General features: G+C 69.0%; 23 protein-coding genes. 18 read left to right on the forward strand and 5 right to left on the reverse strand.

The genetic code is table 11. The annotated features are described in order from the left end of the window. The first annotated feature begins 17 nt into the window (after positions 1-17). Both thrS and AC4NN1_RS01755 read left to right on the forward strand, forming a co-directional pair. Positions 18-2,027, forward strand: a complete 2,010-nt coding sequence (gene thrS, locus AC4NN1_RS01750) for a threonine--tRNA ligase (RefSeq protein ID WP_491954399.1) — start codon at positions 18-20, stop codon at positions 2,025-2,027. Beyond that, the gene (locus AC4NN1_RS01755) at positions 2,024-2,575 is read left to right on the forward strand and encodes an HIT family protein (protein WP_020097321.1); all 552 of its coding nucleotides are present in this window, start codon (positions 2,024-2,026) and stop codon (positions 2,573-2,575) included. The genes thrS and AC4NN1_RS01755 overlap by 4 nt, the downstream gene beginning before the upstream one ends. 21 nt (positions 2,576-2,596) lie before the next feature. Here the strand turns inward: AC4NN1_RS01755 and pdxY are convergent, their stop codons facing one another. Beyond that, positions 2,597-3,448 (reverse strand): pyridoxal kinase PdxY, encoded by an 852-nt coding sequence (gene pdxY / locus AC4NN1_RS01760; RefSeq protein WP_018186714.1) that lies wholly within the window; start codon positions 3,446-3,448, stop codon positions 2,597-2,599. Further along, a complete protein-coding gene (locus tag AC4NN1_RS01765; protein ID WP_116229128.1) occupies positions 3,445-4,797 on the reverse strand; it encodes an aminotransferase class I/II-fold pyridoxal phosphate-dependent enzyme in 1,353 nt (450 codons plus the stop codon). The genes pdxY and AC4NN1_RS01765 overlap by 4 nt, the downstream gene beginning before the upstream one ends. A 40-nt stretch (positions 4,798-4,837) precedes the next feature. Here AC4NN1_RS01765 and pdxS point away from each other — a divergent pair, with 40 nt between their 5' ends. The 10 genes from pdxS (at position 4,838) to AC4NN1_RS01815 (ending at position 15,045) form a co-directional block, all read left to right on the forward strand. Continuing rightward, positions 4,838-5,728 carry a pyridoxal 5'-phosphate synthase lyase subunit PdxS gene (gene pdxS / locus AC4NN1_RS01770; RefSeq protein WP_018186716.1) on the forward strand — a complete coding sequence of 297 codons (891 nt, stop codon included), beginning with the start codon at positions 4,838-4,840 and terminating at the stop codon, positions 5,726-5,728. Beyond that, complete coding sequence (gene pdxT / locus AC4NN1_RS01775; protein ID WP_491954400.1) at positions 5,725-6,315, forward strand: pyridoxal 5'-phosphate synthase glutaminase subunit PdxT; 591 nt, start codon at positions 5,725-5,727, stop codon at positions 6,313-6,315. The genes pdxS and pdxT overlap by 4 nt, the downstream gene beginning before the upstream one ends. A gap of 58 nt (positions 6,316-6,373) precedes the next feature. Further along, positions 6,374-7,138, forward strand: a complete 765-nt coding sequence (locus AC4NN1_RS01780; protein ID WP_018186718.1) for a YebC/PmpR family DNA-binding transcriptional regulator — start codon at positions 6,374-6,376, stop codon at positions 7,136-7,138. A 56-nt stretch (positions 7,139-7,194) separates the two neighbouring features. Then, entirely contained in the window at positions 7,195-7,755 is a 561-nt protein-coding gene (gene ruvC, locus AC4NN1_RS01785) for a crossover junction endodeoxyribonuclease RuvC (RefSeq protein ID WP_018186719.1), read from the forward strand. A 47-nt stretch (positions 7,756-7,802) separates the two neighbouring features. Then, positions 7,803-8,414 (forward strand): Holliday junction branch migration protein RuvA, encoded by a 612-nt coding sequence (gene ruvA / locus AC4NN1_RS01790; protein WP_018186720.1) that lies wholly within the window; start codon positions 7,803-7,805, stop codon positions 8,412-8,414. Continuing rightward, a complete protein-coding gene (gene ruvB, locus AC4NN1_RS01795; protein WP_018186721.1) occupies positions 8,407-9,438 on the forward strand; it encodes a Holliday junction branch migration DNA helicase RuvB in 1,032 nt (343 codons plus the stop codon). Before ruvA ends, ruvB begins: the two co-directional genes overlap by 8 nt. A gap of 76 nt (positions 9,439-9,514) precedes the next feature. Continuing rightward, on the forward strand, positions 9,515-9,964 hold the full coding sequence (locus AC4NN1_RS01800; RefSeq protein ID WP_018186722.1) for a preprotein translocase subunit YajC: 450 nt from the start codon (positions 9,515-9,517) through the stop codon (positions 9,962-9,964). 39 nt (positions 9,965-10,003) lie between these two features. Beyond that, entirely contained in the window at positions 10,004-11,719 is a 1,716-nt protein-coding gene (gene secD, locus AC4NN1_RS01805) for a protein translocase subunit SecD (RefSeq protein WP_018186723.1), read from the forward strand. Then, positions 11,719-12,708 carry a protein translocase subunit SecF gene (gene secF / locus AC4NN1_RS01810; RefSeq protein WP_028497396.1) on the forward strand — a complete coding sequence of 330 codons (990 nt, stop codon included), beginning with the start codon at positions 11,719-11,721 and terminating at the stop codon, positions 12,706-12,708. The genes secD and secF overlap by 1 nt, the downstream gene beginning before the upstream one ends. Positions 12,709-12,777: 69 nt before the next feature. Beyond that, complete coding sequence (locus AC4NN1_RS01815) at positions 12,778-15,045, forward strand: RelA/SpoT family protein (RefSeq protein WP_018186725.1); 2,268 nt, start codon at positions 12,778-12,780, stop codon at positions 15,043-15,045. Here AC4NN1_RS01815 and AC4NN1_RS01820 read toward each other — a convergent pair. The 3 genes from AC4NN1_RS01820 to AC4NN1_RS01830 all read right to left on the reverse strand — a co-directional run bounded on the left by AC4NN1_RS01820 (position 15,024) and on the right by AC4NN1_RS01830 (position 17,354). After that, positions 15,024-15,593 (reverse strand): type IV toxin-antitoxin system AbiEi family antitoxin, encoded by a 570-nt coding sequence (locus AC4NN1_RS01820; RefSeq protein WP_116229124.1) that lies wholly within the window; start codon positions 15,591-15,593, stop codon positions 15,024-15,026. The genes AC4NN1_RS01815 and AC4NN1_RS01820 overlap by 22 nt on opposite strands. A 95-nt stretch (positions 15,594-15,688) precedes the next feature. Further along, complete coding sequence (locus AC4NN1_RS01825) at positions 15,689-16,942, reverse strand: DUF349 domain-containing protein (RefSeq protein WP_018186727.1); 1,254 nt, start codon at positions 16,940-16,942, stop codon at positions 15,689-15,691. A 70-nt stretch (positions 16,943-17,012) separates the two neighbouring features. Then, positions 17,013-17,354: a dioxygenase gene (locus AC4NN1_RS01830; protein WP_256335389.1), complete on the reverse strand. Its 342-nt coding sequence runs from the start codon at positions 17,352-17,354 to the stop codon at positions 17,013-17,015. A gap of 89 nt (positions 17,355-17,443) precedes the next feature. Here AC4NN1_RS01830 and AC4NN1_RS01835 point away from each other — a divergent pair, with 89 nt between their 5' ends. The 6 genes from AC4NN1_RS01835 to ruvX all read left to right on the forward strand — a co-directional run bounded on the left by AC4NN1_RS01835 (position 17,444) and on the right by ruvX (position 24,600). Continuing rightward, entirely contained in the window at positions 17,444-18,799 is a 1,356-nt protein-coding gene (locus tag AC4NN1_RS01835; RefSeq protein WP_491954401.1) for a replication-associated recombination protein A, read from the forward strand. Then, positions 18,792-20,300 (forward strand): tetratricopeptide repeat protein, encoded by a 1,509-nt coding sequence (locus AC4NN1_RS01840; RefSeq protein ID WP_256335390.1) that lies wholly within the window; start codon positions 18,792-18,794, stop codon positions 20,298-20,300. The genes AC4NN1_RS01835 and AC4NN1_RS01840 overlap by 8 nt, the downstream gene beginning before the upstream one ends. A gap of 139 nt (positions 20,301-20,439) precedes the next feature. After that, on the forward strand, positions 20,440-21,096 hold the full coding sequence (gene rpsD / locus AC4NN1_RS01845) for a 30S ribosomal protein S4 (RefSeq protein ID WP_018186731.1): 657 nt from the start codon (positions 20,440-20,442) through the stop codon (positions 21,094-21,096). Between the two features lie 81 nt (positions 21,097-21,177). Then, positions 21,178-21,414, forward strand: coding sequence for a hypothetical protein (locus AC4NN1_RS01850; protein ID WP_018186732.1), 237 nt, complete (start codon positions 21,178-21,180; stop codon positions 21,412-21,414). A gap of 70 nt (positions 21,415-21,484) precedes the next feature. Further along, positions 21,485-24,151 carry an alanine--tRNA ligase gene (gene alaS, locus AC4NN1_RS01855; protein ID WP_116229121.1) on the forward strand — a complete coding sequence of 889 codons (2,667 nt, stop codon included), beginning with the start codon at positions 21,485-21,487 and terminating at the stop codon, positions 24,149-24,151. Beyond that, positions 24,148-24,600 (forward strand): Holliday junction resolvase RuvX, encoded by a 453-nt coding sequence (ruvX, locus tag AC4NN1_RS01860; RefSeq protein ID WP_491954402.1) that lies wholly within the window; start codon positions 24,148-24,150, stop codon positions 24,598-24,600. Before alaS ends, ruvX begins: the two co-directional genes overlap by 4 nt. Positions 24,601-24,617 lie beyond the last annotated feature (17 nt).

Below are 24,617 nucleotides of genomic sequence, written 5' to 3' on the forward strand. Positions count from 1 at the left end.
TTCCTGGAGATCCTCCCTTGTCTGATCTGATCGCCCCGGCGGATGTCGACCTTCCTGCCGACGGTTTCGCCCTGTTCCCCGACCGCTCCGTCGTCGCCCTCCGTGTCCGCGGCGAGCTGAAGGACCTCGCGACGGTCGTCGACTCTCTGGACGGCGTCGAGCCCGTGACGGTGTCGAGCCCCGATGGGCTGAACATCCTGCGCCACTCGACGGCCCACATCCTCGCCCAGGCGGTGCAGCGCGTCCGCCCGCAGGCGAACCTCGGGATCGGTCCGCCGATAACGGACGGCTTCTACTACGACTTCGGCGTCGACGAGCCGTTCACGCCCGAAGACCTGAAGGCCATCAAGAAGGAGATGGAGCGCATCGTCCGCGAAGGGCAGCGCTTCGTCCGTCGTGTGGTGACCGATGACGAGGCCCGCGCCGAACTCGCCGACGAGCCGTTCAAGCTCGAGCTCATCGGGCTGAAGGGCGGATCGCAGGAAGCCGCCGAGGGCGCCTCGGTCGAGGTCGGCGCCGGCGAGCTGACCATCTACGACAACGTCACCCGCGACGGCGAGACCGCGTGGAAGGACCTCTGCCGCGGGCCCCACGTGCCGAGCACCCGTGTCGCCGGCAACGGCTGGGACCTCACCCGCGTCGCCGGCGCCTACTGGCGCGGCAGCGAGAAGAACCCGCAGCTGCAGCGCATCTACGGCACCGCGTGGCCCACGAAGGACGAGCTGCGCGCCTACCAGCAGCGTCTCGAGGAGGCCGCCAAGCGCGATCACCGCAAGCTCGGCAAGGACCTGGACCTCTTCTCGTTCCCCGAGGAGATCGGGCCCGGCCTGTCGGTCTTCCACCCCAAGGGCGGCATCATCCGGTACGAGATCGAGCGCTACATGCGCGAGAGTCTCCTCGCCAACGGATACCAGGTCGTGAACACGCCCCACATCACCAAGGGCGATCTGTTCATGACGAGCGGCCACCTGCAGTGGTACGCCGACGGCATGTACCCCCCGATGGTGCTCGACGAGGTGGTGGATGCCGACGGCCACGTCTCACGCGAGGGCCAGGAGTACTACCTCAAGCCCATGAACTGCCCGTTCCACAACCTGATCTTCCGCTCGCGCGGACGCAGCTACCGCGAGCTGCCGCTGCGGCTCAGCGAGTTCGGCTCGGTCTACCGGTATGAGAAGAGCGGCACGCTCGCAGGACTCACCCGGGTGCGGGGGATGACGCAGGACGACACCCACATCTACGTGACCGCCGACCAGGTCAAGGGCGAACTCGAGCACAGCCTCGCCTTCGTGCTGCAGACCCTGCGCGACTACGGCCTGAACGACTTCTACCTCGAACTGTCGACGAAGGAGGAGGGGAACCCCAAGTTCATCGGCGACGACCGCCTGTGGGATGAGGCGACGCAGACCCTCCGCGAGGTCGCCGAGGGCTCCGGTCTGGAGCTCGTGCCCGACCCGGGCGGGGCGGCGTTCTACGGTCCGAAGATCTCGGTCCAGGCGCGTGACGCGATCGGGCGCACCTGGCAGATGTCGACGATCCAGCTCGACTTCAACCAGCCCGAGCGGTTCGAGCTCGAGTACACCGGCCCCGACGGTGAGAAGCACCGTCCGGTCATGATCCATCGTGCGCTGTTCGGCTCGATCGAGCGCTTCTTCGCGATCCTCCTCGAGCACTACGCCGGGGCCTTCCCGGTGTGGCTCGCTCCCGTCCAGGTCGTCGGCATCCCCGTCGCCGAGGAGTACGGTCCGTACCTCGACGAGATCGTCGCGCGCCTGCGCGCGGTGGGCGTCCGCGCCGAAGTCGACCACTCCGACGACCGCATGCCGAAGAAGATCCGCACCCACACGACCCAGAAGGTCCCCCTGCAGCTCATCGCGGGCGAGCAGGACCGTTCCGGGGGCACGGTCTCGTTCCGGTTCCGCGACGGGTCGCAGACCAACGGCATCCCGGTGGACGAGGCGATCGACAAGATCGTCGCGGCGATCTCGGGTCGTCTTCTCGTGAACACGGCCGAGGACCTCGTATGAGCGACCCCGACGAGGGTCGTGCGGAACCGGCATCCGCTCTCGCGGGCGTGCCGGACGAGTTCCAGCGACTCTGGACCCCGCATCGGATGGCCTACATCCAGGCGGGACCGGAACCCCTCAAGCACGACTGCCCGTTCTGCGCCGCACCCGGCAAGTCGGACGAGGAAGGGCTCATCGTCGCCCGCGGCGAGACGGCGTACGTCCTGCTGAACCTGTTCCCGTACAACTCCGGTCACCTGCTCGTGTGCCCGTACCGCCACTTCGGCACGTACGACGAGGCGACGCCCGAGGAGGTCGCCGAGATCGGCGCGCTGACCCAGGTGGCCATGCGGGTGCTGCGGAAGGTCGCGAACTGCGACGGCTTCAACCTCGGGATGAACCAGGGCGAGGTCGCCGGTGCGGGCGTCGCGGCGCACCTGCACCAGCACGTCGTCCCCCGGTGGGCGACGGACGCGAACTTCTTCCCGATCATCGCGAAGACGAAGGCGCTTCCCCAGCTGCTCGGCGAGGTCCGCCAGTCGGTGGCGGACGGCTGGCCCGTCCTCTGACGAGCCCGCCGCCCGCGGTGGTCACCGGACCTGAGTGACCTCGAACTGCATCCGCGGGTGCGCGTACGCCTCCTGCGACTCGACGAGCTGCAGTTCGCGCGTGCCGGCGTCGTAGGTGTTCTGCAGAAGGTCGAACACGCTCGAGGTGGTCCTCGCGAGCGCGTCGGCGGCGTTCCCGCTCTCACGGAAGTGGGCGGTGAACAGGGCGGCGGTCACGTCGCCGGAGCCGTTCGCCTTCATCGGGATGTGGGGGGTGCGGACGATCCAGGCACCGTCATCCGTCACGGCGAGCATCTCGATCGTCCCCTCGGGGCGCTCGGGCCGCTCGACGCTCGTCACGAGCACGGTCGACGGTCCCAGGGCACGCGCCGCGTCCACGGAGGCGAGGGTCGACTCGAGATCGGCCGGGTCGGTCCCGGTGAGGAAGCCGAGCTCGAACTGATTCGGCGTGATCAGGTCGGCGGCGGGGACGACCCGCTCGCGCAGGAGGACCGGGATGGCGGGGGCCACGAAGCATCCGCTCTTCGCGTTGCCCATGACAGGGTCGCAAGCGTAGATCGCGTTCGGATTGGCGGCCTTGACGCGCGCGACGGCGTCGAGGATGACGTCGCCGATCCCCTCGCCGCCCTGGTAGCCCGAGAGGACCGCGTCGATCTCGCCGAAGGCGCCGCGTTCCTCGATGCCGGTGATGACGTCGGCGACGTCCTGCGGGCTGATGAGCGGGCCGCGCCAGGCGCCGTACCCGGTGTGGTTCGAGAAGTTGACGGTGTAGACCGGGTAGACCTCGACGCCGATGCGCTGCAGCGGGAACACGGCGGCGGAGTTTCCGACGTGGCCGTACGCGACGGCGGACTGGATGGAGAGGATCTTCACGGGGCGGTACTCGCTTCCGGTGAGGGCGCGATCGCTCGCGCCGAGGCGGCGACGTCGGCGGCGAGCCGCGCGAGGTCAGTGTCGGACAGGTCGTGGACGGTGAGGCGCAGGCGACGACGGGCGTCGTCGTCGGCGAGGACGAATTCGTCGCCGGGTCGAGCGAGCCAGCCGCGTCGCATCAGCTGCTCGGCGACGGCGCGGGCGGGAGCCGGGACGCGCACCCACAGGCTGAGGCCGTCGCCCGCCGTCGTGGGGACACCCTGGCGCGTCAGTTGGTCGGCGAACGCCTCGTTGCGCGATCGGTAGTGCTGAGCCGCGCGTTCGACCCCTGCCATGACCTCGTCGTCGGACACCAGGGTGACGGCGAGGCGCTGCAGGAGATGGCTCACCCACGTCGACCCGGGGCTGAGCCGCCGAGCCAGTCGCTCCGCCGTGTCGCGGTCGCTCGCGGTCACGGCCAGGCACATGTCCGGCCCGAGGAACTTCGAGACCGACCGGATCAGGGCCCACCGACGATGGTCTGGGCCGATGATCGAGTGGTACGGCTCCCGCGAGAGCATCGAGAAGTGGTCGTCCTCGATGACCAGAACGTACGGATGCCGCGCCAGCACGGCGCGGAGCTCCGCCGCCCGCTCGGCGGTCAGGCTCACGCCGGTGGGGTTCTGCGCCCGAGGCGTGCAGACGATGGCGCGGACGCCCGCGTCGAGCGCGGCCTGGAGGCCGACCACCGTCATCCCGTGGTCGTCGACGGGGATGGCGACGGGCCGGTAGCCGCCGATCTTCACGGTCCGCAGTGCCGACAGGAAACAAGGGTCTTCGAGTCCGACTCCGTCGTCGCGGGTGAGGGCGTCGGCGAACAGCCGCTCGAGCGCGTCGACGGCACCGCCGGTGATCGTCAACCGGAGGTCGTCGCGGCCCGGCAGGTCGTTCTCGATCCACCGGGCGGCCCACGCTTCGAGGTCCGGGTCGATCGTCGGCTCTCCGTAGAGGACGGGGCGACCGGCGAGGCTCGACAGGGCGAGGGAGGGGTCGGGGATGAGGGTCGGATCGGGGTTCCCCGTCGCGATGTCGCGGAGGACCGTGTCGGCGGCGAAGCCTTCTTGGGCGGGGTCCGAGCGCGGCGCCACGCGGGTTCCGGCTCGGCCGGCCGTCTCGACGGCGCCCGCGGCGGCGAGGTGGCGGTACGCCGCGACGACCGTGTTCCGGTTGACGCCGATCGTGTCGGCGAGCGCGCGAACCGGCGGCAGCGCAGCGCCCGGGGCGAGATCGCCGCGGTCGATGAGGGAACGGATGCTGTCCGCGATCTCCGCAGCGGTGTCGCCGCTGATCGCCAGGACATCGTTCGTCATGCCGTCGAGTCTATGTCCGGGTCATGCTAACTTTTGGCCTATGCCAACGAATTCGACCGGAACGGCGCGCGTCAAGCGCGGCCTCGCCGAGATGCTCAAGGGCGGCGTCATCATGGACGTCGTCACCGCCGACCAGGCCAAGATCGCCGAGGACGCCGGCGCCGTCGCCGTCATGGCGCTCGAGCGCGTACCGGCCGACATCCGCGCCCAGGGCGGCGTCGCACGCATGAGCGACCCCGATCTCATCGACGACATCATCGCGTCGGTCTCGATCCCCGTGATGGCCAAGGCGCGTATCGGACACTTCGTCGAGGCTCAGGTGCTGCAGGAGCTCGGCGTCGACTACATCGACGAGTCCGAGGTCCTCTCACCCGCCGACTACGTGAACCACATCGACAAGTGGGGCTACACCGTGCCCTTCGTCTGCGGTGCGACGAACCTCGGCGAGGCACTGCGGCGGATCACCGAGGGAGCGGCGATGATCCGCTCCAAGGGGGAGGCCGGCACGGGCGACGTGTCGGAGGCCATGAAGCACATCCGCAAGATCCGCGGTGAGATCGCCGCCCTGTCGGCGCTGTCGAAGGATCAGCTCTACGTCGCCGCGAAGGACCTGCAGGCGCCGTACGAGCTCGTTGCCGAGATCGCCGAGACCGGCACGCTCCCCGTCGTCCTCTTCGTCGCCGGTGGCGTCGCGACGCCCGCGGATGCGGCGATGATGATGCAGCTCGGGGCCGACGGGGTGTTCGTCGGGTCCGGCATCTTCAAGAGCGGCAACCCCGCCGAGCGCGCCGCCGCGATCGTGAAGGCGACGACCTTCTTCGACGACCCGAAGGTCGTCGCGGACGTGTCCCGGGGGCTCGGCGAGGCCATGGTCGGTATCAACGTGTCCGATCTCCCCGCTCCGCACCGGCTGGCGGACCGGGGCTGGTGACGAGACCTCGCATCGGCGTCCTCGCCCTCCAGGGCGATGTCCGTGAGCACTCCCGGGTGCTCACGGACCTGGGTGCCGACGTCCTCTCGGTCCGGCGTTCCGGCGATCTCGCCGCGGTGTCCGCGCTCGTCCTCCCCGGTGGCGAGTCGAGCGTGATCGACAAGCTCTCCCGCGCCTTCGGGATGCGCGAGCCCCTGCGTGCGGCGATCGCGGGCGGGATGCCGGTCCTCGGCACGTGCGCCGGCCTCATCCTTCTCGCGGACCGGCTCGAGGACGGCATCGTGGGCCAGCAGACGTTCGGCGGGCTCGACGTGACCGTGCGACGCAACGCGTTCGGCTCGCAGACCGAGTCGTTCGAGACCGATCTCGAGGTTCCGGCGGTGGGGGACCCGCGCGTGAAGGCCACGTTCATCCGTGCGCCGATCGTGAGCGAGGTCGGTCCGTCGGCCGAGGTGATCGCGCGTCTCCCCGACGGCGGCGTCGTCGGAGTCCGGCAGGGGGGCGTGATGGGGCTCTCGTTCCACCCCGAGCTCGACGGCGAGAGGCGCTTCCACGAGCTCCTCCTGGATGCCGCGCGTGACGCGTAGCGAAGGGGCTCGGCCTCGGTCCTAGACTGGACCCTGCGCTTTTTCCGAGAGGAGTCCCATGAGCGGACATTCCAAGTGGGCGACCACCAAGCACAAGAAGGCCGTCATCGACTCGCGTCGCGCGAAGTCGTGGGCGAAGCTCATCAAGAACATCGAGGTCGCCGCCAAGCTCGGCGGCGCCGATCTGCAGGGCAACCCGACGCTGTTCGACGCCGTCCTGAAGGCCAAGAAGACGTCGGTCCCCAAAGACAACATCGATCGCGCCATCAAGCGTGGCGCAGGCATCGGTGGCGAGTCCGTCGAGTACACCTCGATCATGTACGAGGCCTACGGCCCGAACGGCGTGGCACTCATGGTCGAGTGTCTGACCGACAACAAGAACCGCGCCGCCGCCGAGGTCCGGACCGCCCTCACCCGCAACGGCGGCACGCTCGCCGACCCCGGCTCGGTCGCGTACAACTTCGCCCGCAAGGGCGTCATCGTCGTCTCCGGCGAGGGCACGACCGAGGACGATGTCATGATGGCCGCCCTCGAGGCGGGCGCCGAGGAGATCGAGCCGCACTCCGAGGGCTTCGAGGTCGTCACCGAGGCATCCGACCTCGTCTCTGTCCGCACCGCGCTGACGGACGCGGGCATCGAGTACGAGTCGGCGGACGTCGAGTTCGTCCCGAACCTCAAGGTCGAGATCGACGCCGACACGGCGCGCAAGGTCTTCCGACTCATCGACGCCCTCGAGGACAGCGAAGACGTCCAGAACGTGTACGCCAACTTCGACCTCACCGCCGAGGTGCAGGCCGAGCTCGAGGACGACGAGTCAGAGTAGAGCCTCATCGGGCGCGCCGACGAGCGGATGCCGCACCTCCCGCCTAGCGTGGGGGAGTGGCATCCGCTCTTCGCGTTCTCGGGATCGACCCGGGCCTGACCCGGTGCGGCGTCGGGGTGGTCGATGTCCGCCCCGACCGGTCGGCCTCGCTCGTCCACGTAGGTGTCGTCCGCTCCTCGCCGGAGGCGCCGATCGAGCAGCGCCTCGCGACGATCGCCGCCGGCATCCGTGCGGTCCTGGCCGAGCACGGGCCCGACGTCGTCGCCGTCGAGCGGGTCTTCGCGCAGCAGAACCGGAGCACGGTGATGGGCACCGCCCAGGCGAGCGGCATAGCCCTACTCCTCGCGGCCGAGCACGGGCTGCCCGCCGCGACGCACACTCCGTCGGAGGTGAAGGCGGCGATCACCGGATATGGGAACGCCGAGAAGCTCCAGGTCCAGACGATGGTCGCCCGCGTGCTGCGTCTCGACGCTCTCCCGCAGCCGGCCGACGCAGCGGATGCCCTGGCGCTCGCGCTGTGCCATGCCTGGCGGCGCGGGTCGTCGGCCCCCGTCGGTGCGGCGCTGACGCCGGCCCAGCGCGCCTGGGCTGAGGCCGAGAAGGCGTCGCGACGCTGATGCGTGTCGCTCGAACATACGTCCGAACGCTCCCGTAGGCTCGTCGCATGATCTCCTCGCTGCGCGGTCGCGTGATCCACCTCGAACCCGACTCCGCCGTCATCGACGTGCACGGTGTGGGATACGCCGTGGCCGTCACCGCTCAGTACGCACGGCAGGTGCACCTGGGCGACGAGGTCTTCGTCCACACGGCGATGATCGTCCGTGAAGACGCCATGCTGCTCTTCGGATTCGAGGACCGCTCCGAGCTCGACGTCTTCGGGCATCTGCTCAGCGTGTCCGGCGTGGGTCCGAAGTCCGCCCTCGGTGTCCTCTCGTCCCTCACTGTCGACCAGATCGCGACGGCGGTCGCCGACGAGGACGACGCTCCGTTCCGTCGCGTCTCGGGCATCGGTCCGAAGACCGCCAAGCTCATCGTGGTCCAGCTGGCCGGCAAGCTCACGGCGCCCACCCGCACCGCCGCGGGCGCCCCGATTCCGCAGGGGCTGGGCGCGCAGGTGTCCGCGGCCCTCATGGCGCTCGGGTGGAACGAACGCGTCGCACTCGAGACGGCGGAGAACGTCCTCGCCGATGCGCCCGCCGGAGCGTCGGTACCGGCACTCCTCAAACTCGCGCTCGCCCAGCTGGGCCCGGCCCGTGCGGAGCGCTCCGGTGTCTGATCCCCGCGACCAGCGCCTCCCCGAGAACGAGACCGAGCTCGCTGTCGAGGGTGCGCTCCGCCCCGGCTCGCTCGCGGAGTTCATCGGGCAGATGAAGGTGCGCGGACAGCTGCAGTTGCTGTTGGATGCCGCCCGCATCCAACAGCGTCCCGCCGACCACATCCTCCTGTCGGGCCCGCCCGGACTGGGCAAGACGACTCTCGCGATGATCGTCGCCCACGAGAGCGAGCGGCCGCTCCGGATGTCGAGCGGTCCCGCGATCCAGCACGCCGGCGACCTCGCCGCCCTCCTGTCGAGCCTCGTGCCGGGTGAGGTGCTGTTCATCGACGAGATCCACCGCATGGCGCGCTCCGCCGAGGAGATGCTGTACCTCGCGATGGAGGACTTCCGCATCGACATCATGGTCGGAAAGGGAGCGGGTGCGACCAGCATCCCGCTCGACCTCGCGCCCTTCACCCTCGTCGGTGCGACCACCCGCTCCGGGCTGCTCCCCAACCCCCTCCGCGACCGCTTCGGCTTCACCGCGCACCTCGAGTACTACGAGCCGGTCGAGCTGGAGCAGGTCATCGCCCGCTCGGCGGTGATGCTCGACGTCGATGTGCCCGCGGCATCCCGGGAGGAGATCGCCCGCCGCTCGCGCGGCACCCCGCGCATCGCGAACCGGCTGCTGCGCCGCGTGCGCGATTACGTCGTCGTCCACGGCGGCTCATCGACACAGGCGACGACGGGCGACGTCTCGGCGGCCCTCGAGCTTTACGACGTCGACGACCTCGGGCTCGACCGCCTCGACCGCGCGGTGCTCGACGCGCTCGTGCGACGTTTCCGCGGCGGCCCCGTGGGACTGAACACCCTCGCCGTGACGGTGGGGGAGGAAGCTGACACGATCGAGTCGGTCGTCGAGCCCTACCTCGTCCGGATCGGGTTCATGGGACGCACTCCGCGGGGGCGGGTCGCGACCCCCGAGGCCTACGCCCACCTGGGGATCCCCCGGCACGACGGGGCGCTGACCCTCGATGACCTATAATCGCTGAAGGCTCCGGCCTCCCACCCTCTTCGCCGCATCGATGCGGCGTGCCCTCCCGAAAGGCGGACCCGCGTCCATGTTGCTTCTCTCCCAGCAGAACACCCAGCAGGCCACCGGAGGAAACTTCTTCATGGACTACGGCCTGCTCATCCTGCTGGCGGCTCTGCTGGTCTTCATGTTCGTCAGCTCGCGTCGCCGCGCGAAGAAGATGAAGGAGCAGCAGGAGCAGAAGGCTCAGCAGATGGTCCCGGGCGTCAAGGTCCTGCTCCAGGGCGGGCTCTACGGCACGATCGTCGAGTACGACCCGACCGACCTCTCCAAGCCCGCTCACGTGGAGCTCGCTCCCGGCATGGTCGTCGAGGTCCACAGCCAGGCCATCCTCCGCATCGTCGAGGACGAGGAGCCCGTCGTCGACGAGGACGAGCAGGTCGCCGGTGACGACGTCATCGTCTCGCGCGACGAGACGATCCTCGACTCGCGTCCCGTCGACAGCACGCCCGACGCGGACGACAAGCCCAAGGCCTGATCTCCTCCGCTTCGGCGGTCCCTGAAGAAAGTTCCCTCCGTGGCTTCATCCACCCCCGTCCGCCGCGCCTGGCGCGCACTCATCGGACTCCTCGCCCTGACCGCCGTGCTCTTCGGGGTGAACGCTGCGGGCGTCATCCTCTTCGAGAAGAGTTCGTGGGTGCCCGAGTTGGCGCTCGACCTCCAGGGCGGCACGCAGATCATCCTGCAGGCGCAGACCCGGGAGGGCGCTCAGCCCACAGCGGATCAGATGCAGCAGGCGGTCTCGATCATCCGTCAGCGCGTGGATGCCTCGGGTGTCGGCGAGACCGACATCACGACGCAGGCGGGCAACCAGATCGTGGTGCAGCTTCCGGGCATCGCCGACGAGGAGACGCGCGACCGCATCGGCCGTTCGGCGCAGATGCAGCTGCGGGCCGTCCTCTACACGGCGGCCCCGAGCAACACGTTCGTCGGTGACGACGGCAAGCAGACCCCGTACCCGACGCCCGGTCCGTCCCTGAACGCGACTCCCACTCCGGCGCCGACGAACGGCAGCGATCTGTCGTGGGCGACGGAAGAGGTGCAGGCCGAGTTCCTCGCCTACGACTGCGCGAAGCCCGCGAACGACCCGGCCCAGGAACCCGCGGATCAGCCGCTGATCACCTGCGACGCGGACGGTTCGGCCAAGTACCTCCTGGGGCCCGTGGAGCTCACCGGCTCCGCGATCTCCGACGCGACCAACGGTCTGAACTCGCAGAACGGCCAGTGGGCCGTCAACATCGTCTTCAACGGCGCCGGCACCAAGACTTTCGGCGACATCAGCCAGCGGCTCTTCAACCTGCAGTCGCCGCAGAACCAGTTCGCCTTCGTCCTGGACGGCGAGGTCATCTCCGCTCCGTCGATGAACGCCGTGATCACCGACGGCAAGCCGCAGATCACCGGCAACTTCGACCAGGAGACCTCGAAGACGCTCGCGGATCAGCTCAAGTACGGCGCTCTTCCGCTGAGCTTCGAGGTCCAGAGCAGCAACTCGATCTCGGCGACGCTCGGATCGCAGCAGCTGCTCATCGGTCTCGTCGCCGGACTCATCGGTCTCGCCCTGGTCGCCATCTACTCGCTGACGGTCTACCGTGCCCTCGGCTCGGTCATCATCGCCTCGCTCGCGGTCATGGGCGTCCTCACCTACATCACCCTCTGCATCCTCGCGTGGCGGATGGGGTTCCGACTCTCGCTCGCGGGTGTGGCCGGCCTGATCGTGACGATCGGCTTCACGGCCGACTCGTTCATCGTCTACTTCGAGCGCGTCAGGGACGAACTCCGCGACGGCAAGTCGATCACCGGTGCCGTCGAAGACGGCTGGGATCGCGCCAAGCGCACGATCTACATCTCGAAGTCGATCAACATCCTCGCCGCCGTCGTGCTGTACATCCTGGCCGACTCGACGGTGAAGGGCTTCGCCTTCACGCTGGGTCTGACCACCGTGATCGACGTGCTCATCTTCGTGCTCTTCACGCACCCTGTGATGCAGCTGCTCGCTCGGACGCGTTTCTTCGGCGGGGGGCACCCGCTCTCGGGTCTCGACCCGACCGCACTCGGTGCCGTCTACCGTGGTCGTGCGCAGTTCCGCGCACCCGTCGCCGCCGGCGGCAAGTCCCAGGCCGAGAAGCGCTCGTCGCGGTCCCGCAGCGAAGCCGTCCGCCGACAGACCATCGCTGAGCGCAAGCTCGCGGAGCAGAGCGGCACCAACCGCTCGGCAGGGGAGGGGAACGACTGATGCGTTCCATGAGTGATTTCGGTAACGACCTCTACACGGGCAAGGTCTCCTTCCCGTTCGTCGGCCGTCGCCGTCTCTGGTTCCTGATCGCGGCGATCCTCGTGATCGGTTCGGCGCTCGTGCCGGTCTTCCGTCCGGTCCAGTTCTCGATCGAGTTCACCGGCGGATCGCAGTTCACCGTCAACGACGTCGCCAAGCCCGACCAGCTGCTCGCGACCAAGGCGGTCCAGTCGGTCGTCCCGGACGCCGCGCCGCGCGTCACGACGGTCGGCGACGACAGCCTCCGCATCCAGACCGACCAGATGGGTGAGATCGAGACCCGCGAGGTCACCTCGGCTCTCGTCGAGGCGTACGGGGTGTCGGACAAGAGCGTCAGCTCGTCGTTCATCGGGCCGAGCTGGGGGGAGAGCGTGACTCGTCAATCCCTCTGGGGCCTGGCGATCTTCCTCGTACTGACGTTCGTGATCCTCGCGCTGTACTTCCGTACCTTCAAGATGTCGGTCGCCGCCATGATCGGTCTGGTCGACGTGCTCGTCGTCACCGTGGGCGTCTACGCGCTGTTCGGCTTCGAGATCTCGCCCGCGGCCGTGATCGGCTTCCTCACGATCTTGTCCTACTCGCTGTACGACACCACGGTCGTCTTCGACAAGATCCGCGAGAACACCTTCGAGGACGGCGAGAAGTCCGGTCGGACCTTCGGCGAGTCGGTCAACCTCGCCGTGAACCAGACCCTCATCCGATCGATCAACACGACCGTCGTGGCGGTGCTGCCGACGGGGGCGATCCTCTTCATCGGCGCCCTGTGGCTCGGGGCTCAGACCCTGACGGACATCTCGCTGTCGATCTTCGTCGGAACGATCGTCGCGGCGTACTCCACGCTGTTCGTCGCTGCGCCGCTGTACTCGCTCCTGCGCGAGAACGAGGCCGACCTCAAGGCGCGCGACCAGCGTGTCGTGGAGGCTCGCTCGGCAGCCGTCGCCGCGGTCTGAGCCGGATGCGCGCGGGCGTAGGATTGACCTCCAGTTCCAGGCGCGTACGGGCATACAGGAGGCGATCGCATGGCTGAAGCGGTCACTCCGACAGGGTCTGCGACGGGCGGGCAATCGCTGCGCAGGCTCGTGCCGCGCATCTTCTCGCGGGCCCCGTCTCGCGACGCCCTCGAAGAGCTCATGCGGACGGTGCGCGTTCACCACCCCAAGGGCGACATCGCGATCGTCGAGCGCGCGTACCGGACGGCGGCGAAAGCGCACGCGTCCCAGAAGCGCCAGAGCGGCGAGCCGTACATCACGCATCCGCTCGCGGTCGCGCAGATCCTCGCCGAACTCGGCCTCGGTCCGCGCGCGATCGCCGCGGCCCTCCTGCACGACACGGTCGAGGACACCGACTACTCGCTCGATCAGCTGACCGCCGACTTCGGCGACGAGGTCGCGATGCTGGTCGACGGCGTCACGAAGCTCGACAAGGTCAAGTACGGCGACGCTGCGCAGGCGGAGACCGTCCGCAAGATGATCGTCGCGATGTCCAAAGACATCCGCGTTCTGCTGATCAAGCTCGCGGACCGCCTACACAACGCTCGCACCTGGGGGTTCGTCCCTCCCGAGAAGGCCGCCAAGAAGGCCCGCGAGACGCTCGAGATCTACGCGCCGCTGGCGCACCGTCTCGGCATCCAGACCGCCAAGAGCGAGCTCGAGGATCTGTCGTTCGCGGTGCTCCACCCCAAGCTCTACGCCGAGATCGACTCGCTCGTGAAGCAGCGCACCCCGCAGCGCGAGCAGTACGTGCACACGGTCATCGACAACGTCGAGGCGGACCTGCGAGACCTCCGCATCCGCGGACGCGTCATGGGGCGGCCCAAGCAGCTGTACTCCGTGTACCAGAAGATGGTGGTCCGCGGTCGCGAGTTCGACGACATCTACGACCTCATCGGCATCCGCATCATGGTGGGCACGGTCAGGGATTGCTACGCCGTCCTCGGTGCGATCCACGCACGGTGGACGCCGATCCCCGGCCGGTTCAAGGACTACATCGCGACGCCGAAGTTCAACCTCTACCAGTCGCTCCACACGACGGTCATCGGTCCCGGCGGACGCACGGTTGAGATCCAGATCCGCACGCACGAGATGCACCAGCAGGCCGAGTACGGCGTCGCGGCGCACTGGAAGTACAAAGAGCAGATCGCCGGCGGCAAGGCGGACTCCAAGGCGATCGACCAGGACATGGCCTGGCTCGCGCACATCTCCGACTGGCAGGCAGAGACCGCAGACCCCGGTGAGTTCCTCGACTCGCTGCGCTTCGAGATCGGTGCGAAGGAGGTCTACGTCTTCACCCCGAAGGGTCGTGTCGTGGGGCTTCCCGCGGGGGCGACCCCGGTCGACTTCGCGTACGCGGTGCACACCGAGATCGGCCACCGCACGATGGGGGCGAAGGTCAACGGCAGGCTCGTTCCCCTCGAGTCCGAACTCCACTCGGGTGACGTCGTCGAGGTGTTCACCTCGAAGAATCCGGATGCCGGGCCGAGCCAGGACTGGCTGGCCTTCGTCAAGAGCACCCGAGCGCGCAACAAGATCCGCGGCTGGTTCACGAAGGAACGCAGAGACGAGGCCGTCGAGCAGGGCAAGGACGCGATCGCCCGCGCGATGCGCCGACAGAACCTACCGCTGCAGCGGCTCATGAGCCAGGACTCGTTCACCGCCGTCGCCCACCAGCTCCGGTACGAAGACGTGACCGCGCTCTACGCGGCGGTCGGCGAAGGCCACGTGTCGACGCAGTCCGTCATCGAGAAGGTGACCGCGCTCGTCCGTTCCGAGGAGGAGGAGACCTCCACCGGTCCCATCGACCTGCCGGCCGTAGGGCGCTCGAAGGCGCCGCGCGGCGGCGACTCCGGTGTCCTCGTCCGCGGTGCCCCCGACATCCTCGTCAAGCTCGCCAAGTGCTGTACACCGGTGCCGGGCGACGAGATCGTGGGCTTCGTGACCCGTGGAAGCGGTGTGTCGGTGCACCGAGCAGACTGCACGAACGTCGGCTCGCTCCGCGATCAGCCCGATCGACTGATCGACGTGTCATGGGCTCCGACGTCGAAGAGCGTCTTCCTCGTGCACATCCAGGTGGAGGCGCTCGACCGTTCGGGCCTGCTCAGCGACATCACGCGGGTGCTCAGCGAACACCACGTGAACATCCTGTCGGCATCCGTGCAGACGACCAACGACCGTCTCGCGCTCAGTCGTTACGTCTTCGAGATGGGCGACACCGTCCACCTCGATCGCGTGTTGAACGCCGTCCGGCGCATCGACGCCGTCTACGACGTCTACCGGGTCACGTCTTCCTGACGCCGCCGTAGTTCTGCGGCCGCCGCCCGTTTGTGGTGGATGGGACCCGCCGCGTCGATCCAGATGACCGCATCGGCGAGGAGGTCCGGTCGCCACGCGAGCATGTCATCGACCAAGTGGCGCGGCGATCCGCCGACCACGGCGTCGCGGACGAGGTCGACGAGGGTGCGGACGGGCGTCGTCACAGCGACGCCGCTGATGAGCTCGACGTCGCCGGCGGGTAGCGCGACATCCCGGAACCGGATGCGCGCGTCGACCGGGAAGGCTGCTCGCCGCCGGCCGGCGCGCTGCAGAGTGTGAATGAGCGGCGGGTCCGGGATGGCACCGTGCACCCACGCCGCGCTCGCGTGGGTGACTGCGCGCTCCGGCCCGCCGATGGAGCGGAAGGATGCTGCGCGCAGCTCTCGTGTCTCGACGGCGTCCGCCGGCATGAACGCCTCGCCGACCTCCACCAGGTCGCCGTCGAGACGGGCGGCAGTCAGCTCCGCAGTCGACAACCGATCATCGGCGAAGTAGAGGAACGGCCACATGAGGGCAGTCTGCGCCATCGAGGTGCGTCGCCGTCGGGCTGCCGACACCTCTGTGGAGAACGCAGAGAGCGGAGCACCCGGGGGAGTGCTCCGCTCTCTGTCGGTACGAGGTGTCAGCCGCCGAGGGCGCGCAGCCAGCCCTTGCGGGCTTCGAGAGCGTCCTTCGCCTTGGCGATGGCGGCTTTGTCCTTCGTGGCCTCTGCGGCCGCGAGTTCTTCTTCGAGCTTGGTGATGGCGTCCTGGAGCTGGCTCGTCATGTCGTTCTGACGCGCCTTCGTCTCGGGGTTGTTGCGCTTCCAGTCCTCGTCCTCGCGGGACTTCAGCGTGGTCTCGACCTTGCGGAGCTGGTCGTCCAGCCCGCGCTCGGTGTCGCGCGGGAACACCCGACCGATCTCGTCCCAGCGGCGCTGGATGTTCGTGAGGAGTGTGCGCGCCTTGGCGTTGTCCTTCTCCTTCGCGACGGCGGCGGCTTCGTCGAGCAGAGCGCGCTTGGCCTCGATCTTCTCCTTCGATGCTTCTACGTCCGCGTTCTCGCGTTCGATGCGCGCGCCGTAAAGGACGTCGCCGGCTGCCTTGAACCGGGCCCAGAGCGCGTCGTCCGCCTTCTTTCCGGCGCGGCCGGCGCTCTTCCACTGGTCGAGCAGCTCGCGATACGCCGAGATGCCATCCTCACCCCTCGGCGCCAGCGCCTCGGCGCGCTCGACGAGGCGCGTCTTCGCATCGCGGGCGCTCTTGTGCTGCTCGTCGAGGCTCGAGTAGAACTCGCGCCGGTTCTTGTCGACGACGGCACGTGCGTCACGGAATCGCTTCCAGAGCTGCTGACCGACCGCCTTGGGCAGGCGGGGGCCGGTGCTCTGGTGCTCCTGCCAGCGTGCGAACAGCGCGGCTACGTCCGCCGTCGTCTGCTTCCATTGGATGGAGCGCGGGTCCTTGGCGGCGATCGCCTCGATCTCGGCGACGATGCTCTCGCGCTCGGCGACGGCGGCATCCACTGCTGCCCGCTGCGCCTGCGCCTCTTCCGCGCTCGCCTCGGACAGTGCCCCCTCCAGTGCGGTGACGCGTGCCTCGAGCGTGGCCAGGTCGCCGACTGCGGCAGCGCCGTCGAGCCGTTCACGGATCGTCCGGGCGGTGCCGCGCAGGTCGGATGCCGAGGCGCCGCCCCGACGGTGGCGCACCTCGAGCAGCGTCACCTCGGAGGCGAGGTCTGCATACTTGCGCTCGAAGTAGGCGAGCGCCTCTTCGGGGGTGCCGTCGGGGTACTGGCCGACGACGCGCCACTGGTCGCCCTCACGGACGGAGACGGTGCCGTCGTCGTCGACGCGGCCCCACGGCTGGGTCTCGGCGGATTCGGGGGTGGCGGAACTCACGGGGGTCACCTCGTCGGCGGCATGCGCCGCATGGGGGGTCGGATTAGTGACTCAGCCTAGTACGCGGCGGTCACGGGGTCGGAGTGGGCGTCGGCGAATCCGTCGCCGTGGGCGACGGCGCGGGTGTCTCGCTCGTCGTCGAGGTCGGGGTCGGGCTCGGTGCGGGTTCGGGAGTTCCCGGGCCCACGGTGTAGTAGGCCGCCTGACCCGCCAGGATCCCCAGAAGAAGGATGCCGCCCGCGACGCCGGCGATCACGTTGTCGCGGCGGCGGCGCTGCACCAGCGACGCGTTGAAGCGTCGGCGCGCCTCATAGAGGCGGACGCGCTCCCGTTCCTGTGCGCTTGCGCGCGGCCTGCTCTTGCCCGCTGCCACGGCGATCCTTCCGTCGGGGCTGCGCACGAGCCCAGCCACCTGCAGATTATTCGGCTCGCGCGCTCGCGACAAAACCCGGGGGCCATGCCTCGACCCGGGATGTCGGTGACGGCGATTAGCCTGGGACAATGGCACAGAGTGACGCGCTTTTCCGTGGAGCGACGCCACTGGCCGTCAGGATGCGACCGGCATCTCTCGACGAGGTGGCCGGTCAGACGCATCTGCTGCGCCCCGGTTCGCCGCTCGTCGCCCTCGCAGATTCGGGGCGCGCGACCACCGGCGCGGTGTCCGTGATCCTGTGGGGGCCGCCGGGGACGGGGAAGACGACGCTGGCGCAAGCGATCGCGCGGACGTCGGGCCGTCGGTTCGTGGAGCTGTCGGCGGTGACTGCCGGCGTCAAGGACGTCCGCGAGGTCATGCAGGAGGCGATGACGCAGCGCGACCTCTACGGCGCCTCCACGATCCTCTTCCTCGATGAGATCCACCGCTTCACGAAGGCTCAGCAGGATGCGCTGCTCCCGGGTGTCGAGAACGGGTGGGTCATCCTCATCGCCGCGACCACCGAGAACCCTTCCTTCTCGGTCATCTCGCCGCTGCTGTCGCGGTCGCTTCTGCTCACCCTGCAGCCGCTCACCGATGAGGACCTCGGGATGCTGATCGACCGAGCCGTCAGCGACGCGAGGGGACTCGCGGGTGCGGTCAGCCTGTCGGGCGAGGCGCGCGCCGCGTTGGTCCACCTCGCATCCGGTGACGCGCGGCGTGCGTTGACCTCGCTCGAGGCCGCGGCGTCCATGGCTGAACCCGCGGAGCCGACCGACGAATCAGATGACGGCGCCGAGGAGACCGCCCCGCCGGTCATCACGGCGGAGCACGTCGCGCAGGCCGTCGACCGCGCGCTGCTGCGGTACGACCGGCAGGGCGACGAGCACTACGACGTCATCAGTGCCTTCATCAAGTCGATCCGCGGATCCGACCCGGATGCCGCGATCCACTACCTCGCCCGGATGATCGAAGCCGGTGAGGATCCCCGGTTCATCGCGCGGCGCCTCGTCATCTCCGCCGCGGAGGACATCGGACTCGCCGACCCGCAGGCGCTCCAGATCGCGGTCGCCGCGGCTGACGCGGTTGCGTTCATCGGGATGCCGGAGGGACGCATCCCCCTGGCGGAAGCGACCGCCTACCTCGCGACCACGGCGAAATCGAACGCCGCGTACACCGCGATCAACGCGGCGATCGCGGACGTCCGTGCCGGCGGTTTCGGCCGGGTGCCGATCCACCTGAGGGACGCGCATTACGCCGGAGCGAAGCGCCTGGGTCACGGCAAGGGGTACGTGTACCCGCACGATCTCGATGTCGGCGTCGCGACGCAGCAGTACCTGCCCGACGAACTGCGTGGTCGCCGCTATTACGAGCCGACCGGTCGGGGTGTGGAGCGGGACATCTCCGCCCGACTCGAGAAGATCCGGAAGATCCTCGGTGACTGATCCTCGGTGGGTGCGCGAATCGGGTGAGGTCGTCTACGACGGCTTCACCCGGATCCGGCGCGACGTGTACCGGATGCCGGACGGCGCGCGCGCCGACTGGGACGTCCTCGACCAGGGCGACACGATCGCGGTCATCGCCTTCACCCCGCATGGCACGGTGGTCCTCTTCGATCAATTCCGGGTCGGCCCGCAGCGTGTCATCGCCGAGATCCCCGGGGGCGCCGTCGATCCGGGTGAGTCGCCGCGAGAGGCGGGCGTCCGGGAACTCCGCGAAGAGACCGGCTATCGGGCGGGCATCGTCGTGGAGGCGGGCTCCGAGTGGAGCGGCGCCAACTCGACGCGGCGTCAGCACGTCCTGATCGCCGCGGACTGCGTCCCGGAAGGCCCGCCGGAATGGGACGAGCTCGAGCACGGCACCGTGCGCGAGGTCCCGGATGCCGCCTTCTTCGCCCATCTGCTGTCCGGCGAGCTGAGTGATGCCGGCGTGGCGCTGCGCGGACTCACCGTCTTCGCGCGTGACGCGAACGTCGACGTGGGGCTGGAACCGCTGCAGCGGCGCGTCCGAGCGATGCTGAGCGGCGATGCACCTGCAGCAGGCGGGGCCGATGACCTCGGCCGGAGGATCGACGATGTGTGGGCGGCGGCCGACGAAGAGAAGCCCGACGAGCTCCGCGCCGCGATGAGCGGCGCGCTCGCGGGGACTCCCGGCAGCGACCCTCGAGCCCTGTTCGAGCGTGCGTCCGTCGAGGACTTCCTGGGGGAGGAGGCGGCGGCGATCCCGCTCTATCGCGCGGCGCTCGCTGCGGGGCTCGAGTCTCCCTACGAGACGCAGGCGAGGATCCAGCTGGCGAGTTCCCTGCGCAACGTGGGGGATGCCTCGGGCGCGATCGCCATTCTGAGGGACGTCCCGCCGACCGACCCGTTGGCGGGCGCCGCGGCCGGCTTCCGAGCGCTCGCCCTGTACGACGACGACAAAGCCGTCCGTGCGCTCCGCACCGCCCTCGCGGCTCTCGCTGACGGGATACCGCTCTACGGCCGGGCGCTCCGCGCCTACGCAGCCGAGGTCCGTTCCCGCCCTCGCATCCGCGTGATCTCGGTGGCGGTCGTCATGAGGGACGGGTTCATCCTGGGGGAGCTGTATCCGGCGACGACGGTCCGCCCGGCCTTCTTGCGGGCTCCGGGCGGCGGTGTGGAACCGGGGGAGACGGCCGAGGCGGCCGTCCGCCGAGAGCTCGCAGAGGAACTCGGGGCGACGGTGACGGAGTCGCGGCTCCTCGGGGTCATCGAGAACATCTTCGACAACGAGGGCCGGCCCGGACACGAGATCGCGTACCTCTTCGCGGTGAGCAGTCCCGAGCTCGATGCCCTGAGCGTCGACGAGCGGATCCAGGTTCTCGACGGTGAGACGTCGGTCGGCTGGTACCGGCTCGATGACCTCCACCCGGATGCGTTCCCCTTCTACCCGCCCGGTGCGCTCGATCTGGCTCACGGCCAGGGATGATCCCACCCGTCTGTTAGGCTTAATCGGCTCGAAACCGTGTTTTCGGGCATCCTCTTCTCTCTTTCCCACCTTTCGGCGTGCCCCGGCGTGCAGTCCGAGAGGGCGAGAGACGGCGATACGCCCGTGAGCCGTGAAAGACATGGCCACGTCATGGAAGGAAGATTTCGTGGCAACGAAGTCCCAGGACCGCCGCAAGGTGCGCCTCTCGCGCGCCCTCGGCGTCGCACTGACCCCCAAGGCCGCCCGCTACCTCGAGAAGCGTCCCTACGCTCCCGGTGAGCACGGCCGCACCAAGCGCAAGCAGGACAGCGACTACGCCGTCCGTCTTCGCGAGAAGCAGCGTCTGCGCGAGCAGTACGGCATCCGCGAGAAGCAGATGCGCAACACCTTCAACGAGGCCCGCCGCACGGAGGGTCTGACCGGTGAGAACCTCGTCGAGCTCCTCGAGATGCGTCTCGACTCGCTCGTGCTCCGTTCGGGCTTCGCCCGCACGACGGCGCAGGCGCGTCAGCTCGTCGTGCACCGTCACATCCTCGTCGACGGCCAGCTCGTCGACCGCCCGTCCTTCCGCGTGAAGCCGGGCCAGACGATCCACGTCAAGGCCAAGAGCGAGGCTCTCGAGCCGTTCCAGGTCGCAGCCGCCGGCGGTCACGCCGAAGTCCTGCCCCCGGTTCCCGGTTACCTGTCGGTCGAGCTCGACAAGCTCCAGGCCCGTCTCGAGCGTCGACCCAAGCGCGCCGAGGTCCCGGTGACCTGTGAAGTCCAGCTCGTCGTCGAGTACTACGCCGCGCGCTAAGCGAGGTTCGACCGCTCAGCGGTTCGAAGGGGCGTCGGGTTCACCCGGCGCCCCTTCTGCTTTGCACCTAACATGGACCCCATGAAGAAAGTCCTCTGGTTCCTGATGGGCATCGTCGCCGGCTTCGTCGCCGCGCACCTGGTCAACAAGGACCCGCGAGGCCAGGAACTCCTCTCCGAGGTCGACCTCCGCATCTCCGAGTTCACCGACCGGATGGGCGAGGCCTACCGGACGCAGGAGGCGAAGATCGAGGGCATCGTCGCCGACGCGCAGGACGCCCTGTCGAAGGATGCCGCGTCCGCCCCGCAGGGCGACTGACCCACTTCCCCATCTCCCGGTCGCGGCCCCTGGGACGCGACCGATCCCGCATGCAGTTTGAGGACACACGATGAAGACCGCTGAGATCGCCCGGCGCTACCTGGACTACTTCGAGAAGCGCGGGCACACGATCGTGCCCTCGGCATCCCTCGTGAGCGACGACCCGGCGCTGCTGTTCACCGTCGCCGGCATGGTCCCCTTCATCCCGTATCTCTCGGGCGATGTTCCCGCGCCCTACAAGCGTGCGGCGGACAACCAGAAGTGCATCCGCACGAACGACATCGAAGAGGTCGGCAAGACCCCGCGTCACGGCACGTTCTTCCAGATGCTGGGCAACTGGTCGTTCGGCGACTACTTCAAGAAGGACGCGATCCGGTACGCCTGGGAGCTCCTCACCACGCCCGACGACGACGGTGGGCTCGGATTCGATCCGAAGGACCTCTGGGTCACCGTCTACGAGGAGGACGACGAGGCGATTCAGCTCTGGCTCGAGCACTCGAGCCTCCCCGAGGAGCGCATCCAGCGCCTGGGCAAGGACACCAACTACTGGACCACGGGGCTTCCCGGTCCCGCCGGCCCGTGCTCCGAGATCTTCTTCGACCGCGGTCCCGAGTACGGCGTCGACGGCGGACCCGCCACGGATGACGACCGCTACGTCGAGATCTGGAACCTCGTGTTCATGCAGTACGAGATCACGAACGTGCGCTCGAAGTACGAGTTCGACATCATCGGGGATCTGCCCGCGCAGAACATCGACACCGGTATGGGGCTCGAGCGCGTCGCGTTCATCAAGCAGGGTGTCGACAACATGTACGAGACGGACCAGGTCCGTCCCGTCCTCGACAAGGCCGTGGAGCTCTCGGGCAAGCGGTACGGCGAGAACCACGACGACGACGTTCGCTTCCGTGTGGTGGCGGACCACATCCGCTCGTCGCTCATGCTCCTGTCCGACGGCGTCACTCCGGCCAACGACGGCCGCGGCTACATCCTGCGCCGTCTCATGCGCCGCGCGATCCGCTCGATGCGTCTGCTGGGCGTCGAGGGACCGACGTTCGCGGAGCTCTTCGCCGTCTCCCGGGACGCCATGAAGGAGTCGTACCCCGTCGTCGAGACCGACTACGCCCGGCTGTCGCAGTACGCGCTGGCCGAGGAGGCGACGTTCCTGCGCACCCTCGCGAGCGGGTCGGAGATCCTCGACACCTCGATCGAGTCCGCGAAGTCCACGCAGTCGACCGCGCTGAGCGGCTCGCAGGCGTTCCTGCTGCACGACACGTACGGCTTCCCGATCGACCTCACGCTCGAGATCGCCGAGGAAGCCGGCCTCACGGTCGACCGCGCCGGATTCGACACCCTCATGAAGGAGCAGCGGGACCGCGCCAAGGCCGACGCCCGCTCGCGCAAGCGTCAGCTCGCCGACACGAGTGTCTACCGCGACTTCCGCGCGCTGGGTGAGACGGTCTTCACGGGATACACGGATCTCGAGACGGAGTCCCGGATCCTCGGCATCCTCGTCGACGGCGCCCCGGCCGATCGTGCTGCGCAGGGGCAGATCGCCGAGGTCATCACCGCCGAGACCGCCCTCTACGCGGAGTCCGGCGGCCAGGTCGCTGACAAGGGCGTCATCGTCGGTCCGGGCTACGAACTCGAGGTCCTCGACGTGCAGAAGCCCGTCCCCGGTCTCATCAGCCACACGGTCGAGGTGACCACGGGCGAGGTCGCCGTCGGTCACGCCGCGACGACGGTGGTGGATGCCGCGAACCGCCGTGCGGCCGCGCAGGCCCACTCCGCCACCCACCTCGTTCACGCCGCTCTGCGCGACACCCTCGGTAAGAGCGCCACCCAGGCGGGCTCCCTCAACCGCGCCGGATATCTGCGGTTCGACTTCTCGTGGGGTCAGGCGCTCTCGCCCGAGACCCGGAGCGAGATCGAGGAGATCGCCAACAACGCCGTCCGCGACGACCTCGAGGTCACGACCCGGGTCATGTCGCTCGACGAGGCGAAGGCCGCGGGCGCCATGGCGCTGTTCGGCGAGAAGTACGGCGACACCGTGCGGATGGTCGACATCGGCGGCCCCTGGTCGCGCGAGCTGTGCGCCGGCACTCATGTGTCCTCGAGTGCCCAGGTAGGGCTCATCAACCTCGTGGGGGAGTCGTCGGTCGGCGCCTCCAACCGCCGCGTCGAGGCCCTCGTGGGTCAGGATGCGTTCCGCGAGCTCGCGGCCGAGCGGGCGATCGTGTCCCAGCTCACCTCGGGACTGAAGATCCCGCGTGACCAGCTGCCCGCCCGCATCGCGGAGCTCCAGGCGAGCCTCAAGGCGGCAGAGAAGAAGATCGCCCAGTTCGAGGCGAAGGCCCTCGGCGAGCGGGTCCCGACTCTTGCGGCATCCGCCGTCTCCGCCGGTTCCTACCGTGTGGTGGCGCAGTCGATCGGCTCGGTCGCCTCCGCAGACGACCTGCGGACCCTCGCGCTGCAGGTGCGCGAGCGTCTCGGGTCCGACGCCGGTGTCGTCGCCCTCGCGGGTGAGGCCGGTGGGCGTCCGATCGTCATCGTCGCCACGAACGAGGCCGCGCGTGCCGCGGGTGCCAAGGCCGGCCTGCTCGCGAAGACCGCTGCCGGTGTGCTCGGCGGCGGCGGCGGCGGCCGAGACGATGTGGCTCAGGGAGGCGGAACGGATGCGTCCGCTCTGCCGACCGCGCTGAGCGGCATCGTCGCGGCACTGGAGGGTGCGACCGCGTGAGCGGTTTCCGTCGCGGGGTCCGACTCGGGATCGACGTCGGGCGAGCCCGCGTCGGGGTCGCCCGGTGCGATCCGGACGGGATGCTCGCCGTCCCCGTCGAGACCGTGCCCCGGGCCGAGACCTCGGTCGCGCGCATCGTCGAGATCGCGCGCGAGTACGACCCGCTCGAGATCCTTGTCGGTCTCCCGATCAGCCTCGGCGGGTCAGAGACCGCATCGACGACGGATGCGCGCGAGTTCGCCACCGAGCTCTCCGCCGCCGTCGATGCGCCCATCCGACTGGTCGACGAGCGGCTGAGCACCGTTTCGGCGAACGCCGTGCTCCGTCAGAACGAGCGTTCGCAGAAGTCGTCTCGTAGGATTGTCGACCAGATCGCCGCGGTCGTCCTCCTCCAGCAGGCGATCGATGTCGAGAAGAGCACCGGTAACCCGGCCGGTGCGGCGCTGTAGGAGACGCAGGAGTCCAC

It is taken from the genome of Microbacterium sp. MDV22-iso44 (assembly GCF_058629135.1).

Excerpts from the sequence above, each read along its gene's own strand:
- AC4NN1_RS01755 (WP_020097321.1), top strand. The coding sequence starts at position 2,024 with ATGAGCGACCCCGACGAGGGTCGTGCGGAACCGGCATCCGCTCTCGCG.
- AC4NN1_RS01765 (WP_116229128.1), bottom strand. The coding sequence starts at position 4,797 with ATGACGAACGATGTCCTGGCGATCAGCGGCGACACCGCTGCGGAGATC.
- pdxS (WP_018186716.1), top strand. The coding sequence starts at position 4,838 with ATGCCAACGAATTCGACCGGAACGGCGCGCGTCAAGCGCGGCCTCGCC.
- AC4NN1_RS01780 (WP_018186718.1), top strand. The coding sequence starts at position 6,374 with ATGAGCGGACATTCCAAGTGGGCGACCACCAAGCACAAGAAGGCCGTC.
- ruvA (WP_018186720.1), top strand. The coding sequence starts at position 7,803 with ATGATCTCCTCGCTGCGCGGTCGCGTGATCCACCTCGAACCCGACTCC.
- AC4NN1_RS01800 (WP_018186722.1), top strand. The coding sequence starts at position 9,515 with ATGTTGCTTCTCTCCCAGCAGAACACCCAGCAGGCCACCGGAGGAAAC.
- secF (WP_028497396.1), top strand. The coding sequence starts at position 11,719 with ATGCGTTCCATGAGTGATTTCGGTAACGACCTCTACACGGGCAAGGTC.
- AC4NN1_RS01815 (WP_018186725.1), top strand. The coding sequence starts at position 12,778 with ATGGCTGAAGCGGTCACTCCGACAGGGTCTGCGACGGGCGGGCAATCG.
- AC4NN1_RS01820 (WP_116229124.1), bottom strand. The coding sequence starts at position 15,593 with ATGGCGCAGACTGCCCTCATGTGGCCGTTCCTCTACTTCGCCGATGAT.
- AC4NN1_RS01835 (WP_491954401.1), top strand. The coding sequence starts at position 17,444 with ATGGCACAGAGTGACGCGCTTTTCCGTGGAGCGACGCCACTGGCCGTC.
- rpsD (WP_018186731.1), top strand. The coding sequence starts at position 20,440 with ATGGCCACGTCATGGAAGGAAGATTTCGTGGCAACGAAGTCCCAGGAC.
- AC4NN1_RS01850 (WP_018186732.1), top strand. The coding sequence starts at position 21,178 with ATGAAGAAAGTCCTCTGGTTCCTGATGGGCATCGTCGCCGGCTTCGTC.
- alaS (WP_116229121.1), top strand. The coding sequence starts at position 21,485 with ATGAAGACCGCTGAGATCGCCCGGCGCTACCTGGACTACTTCGAGAAG.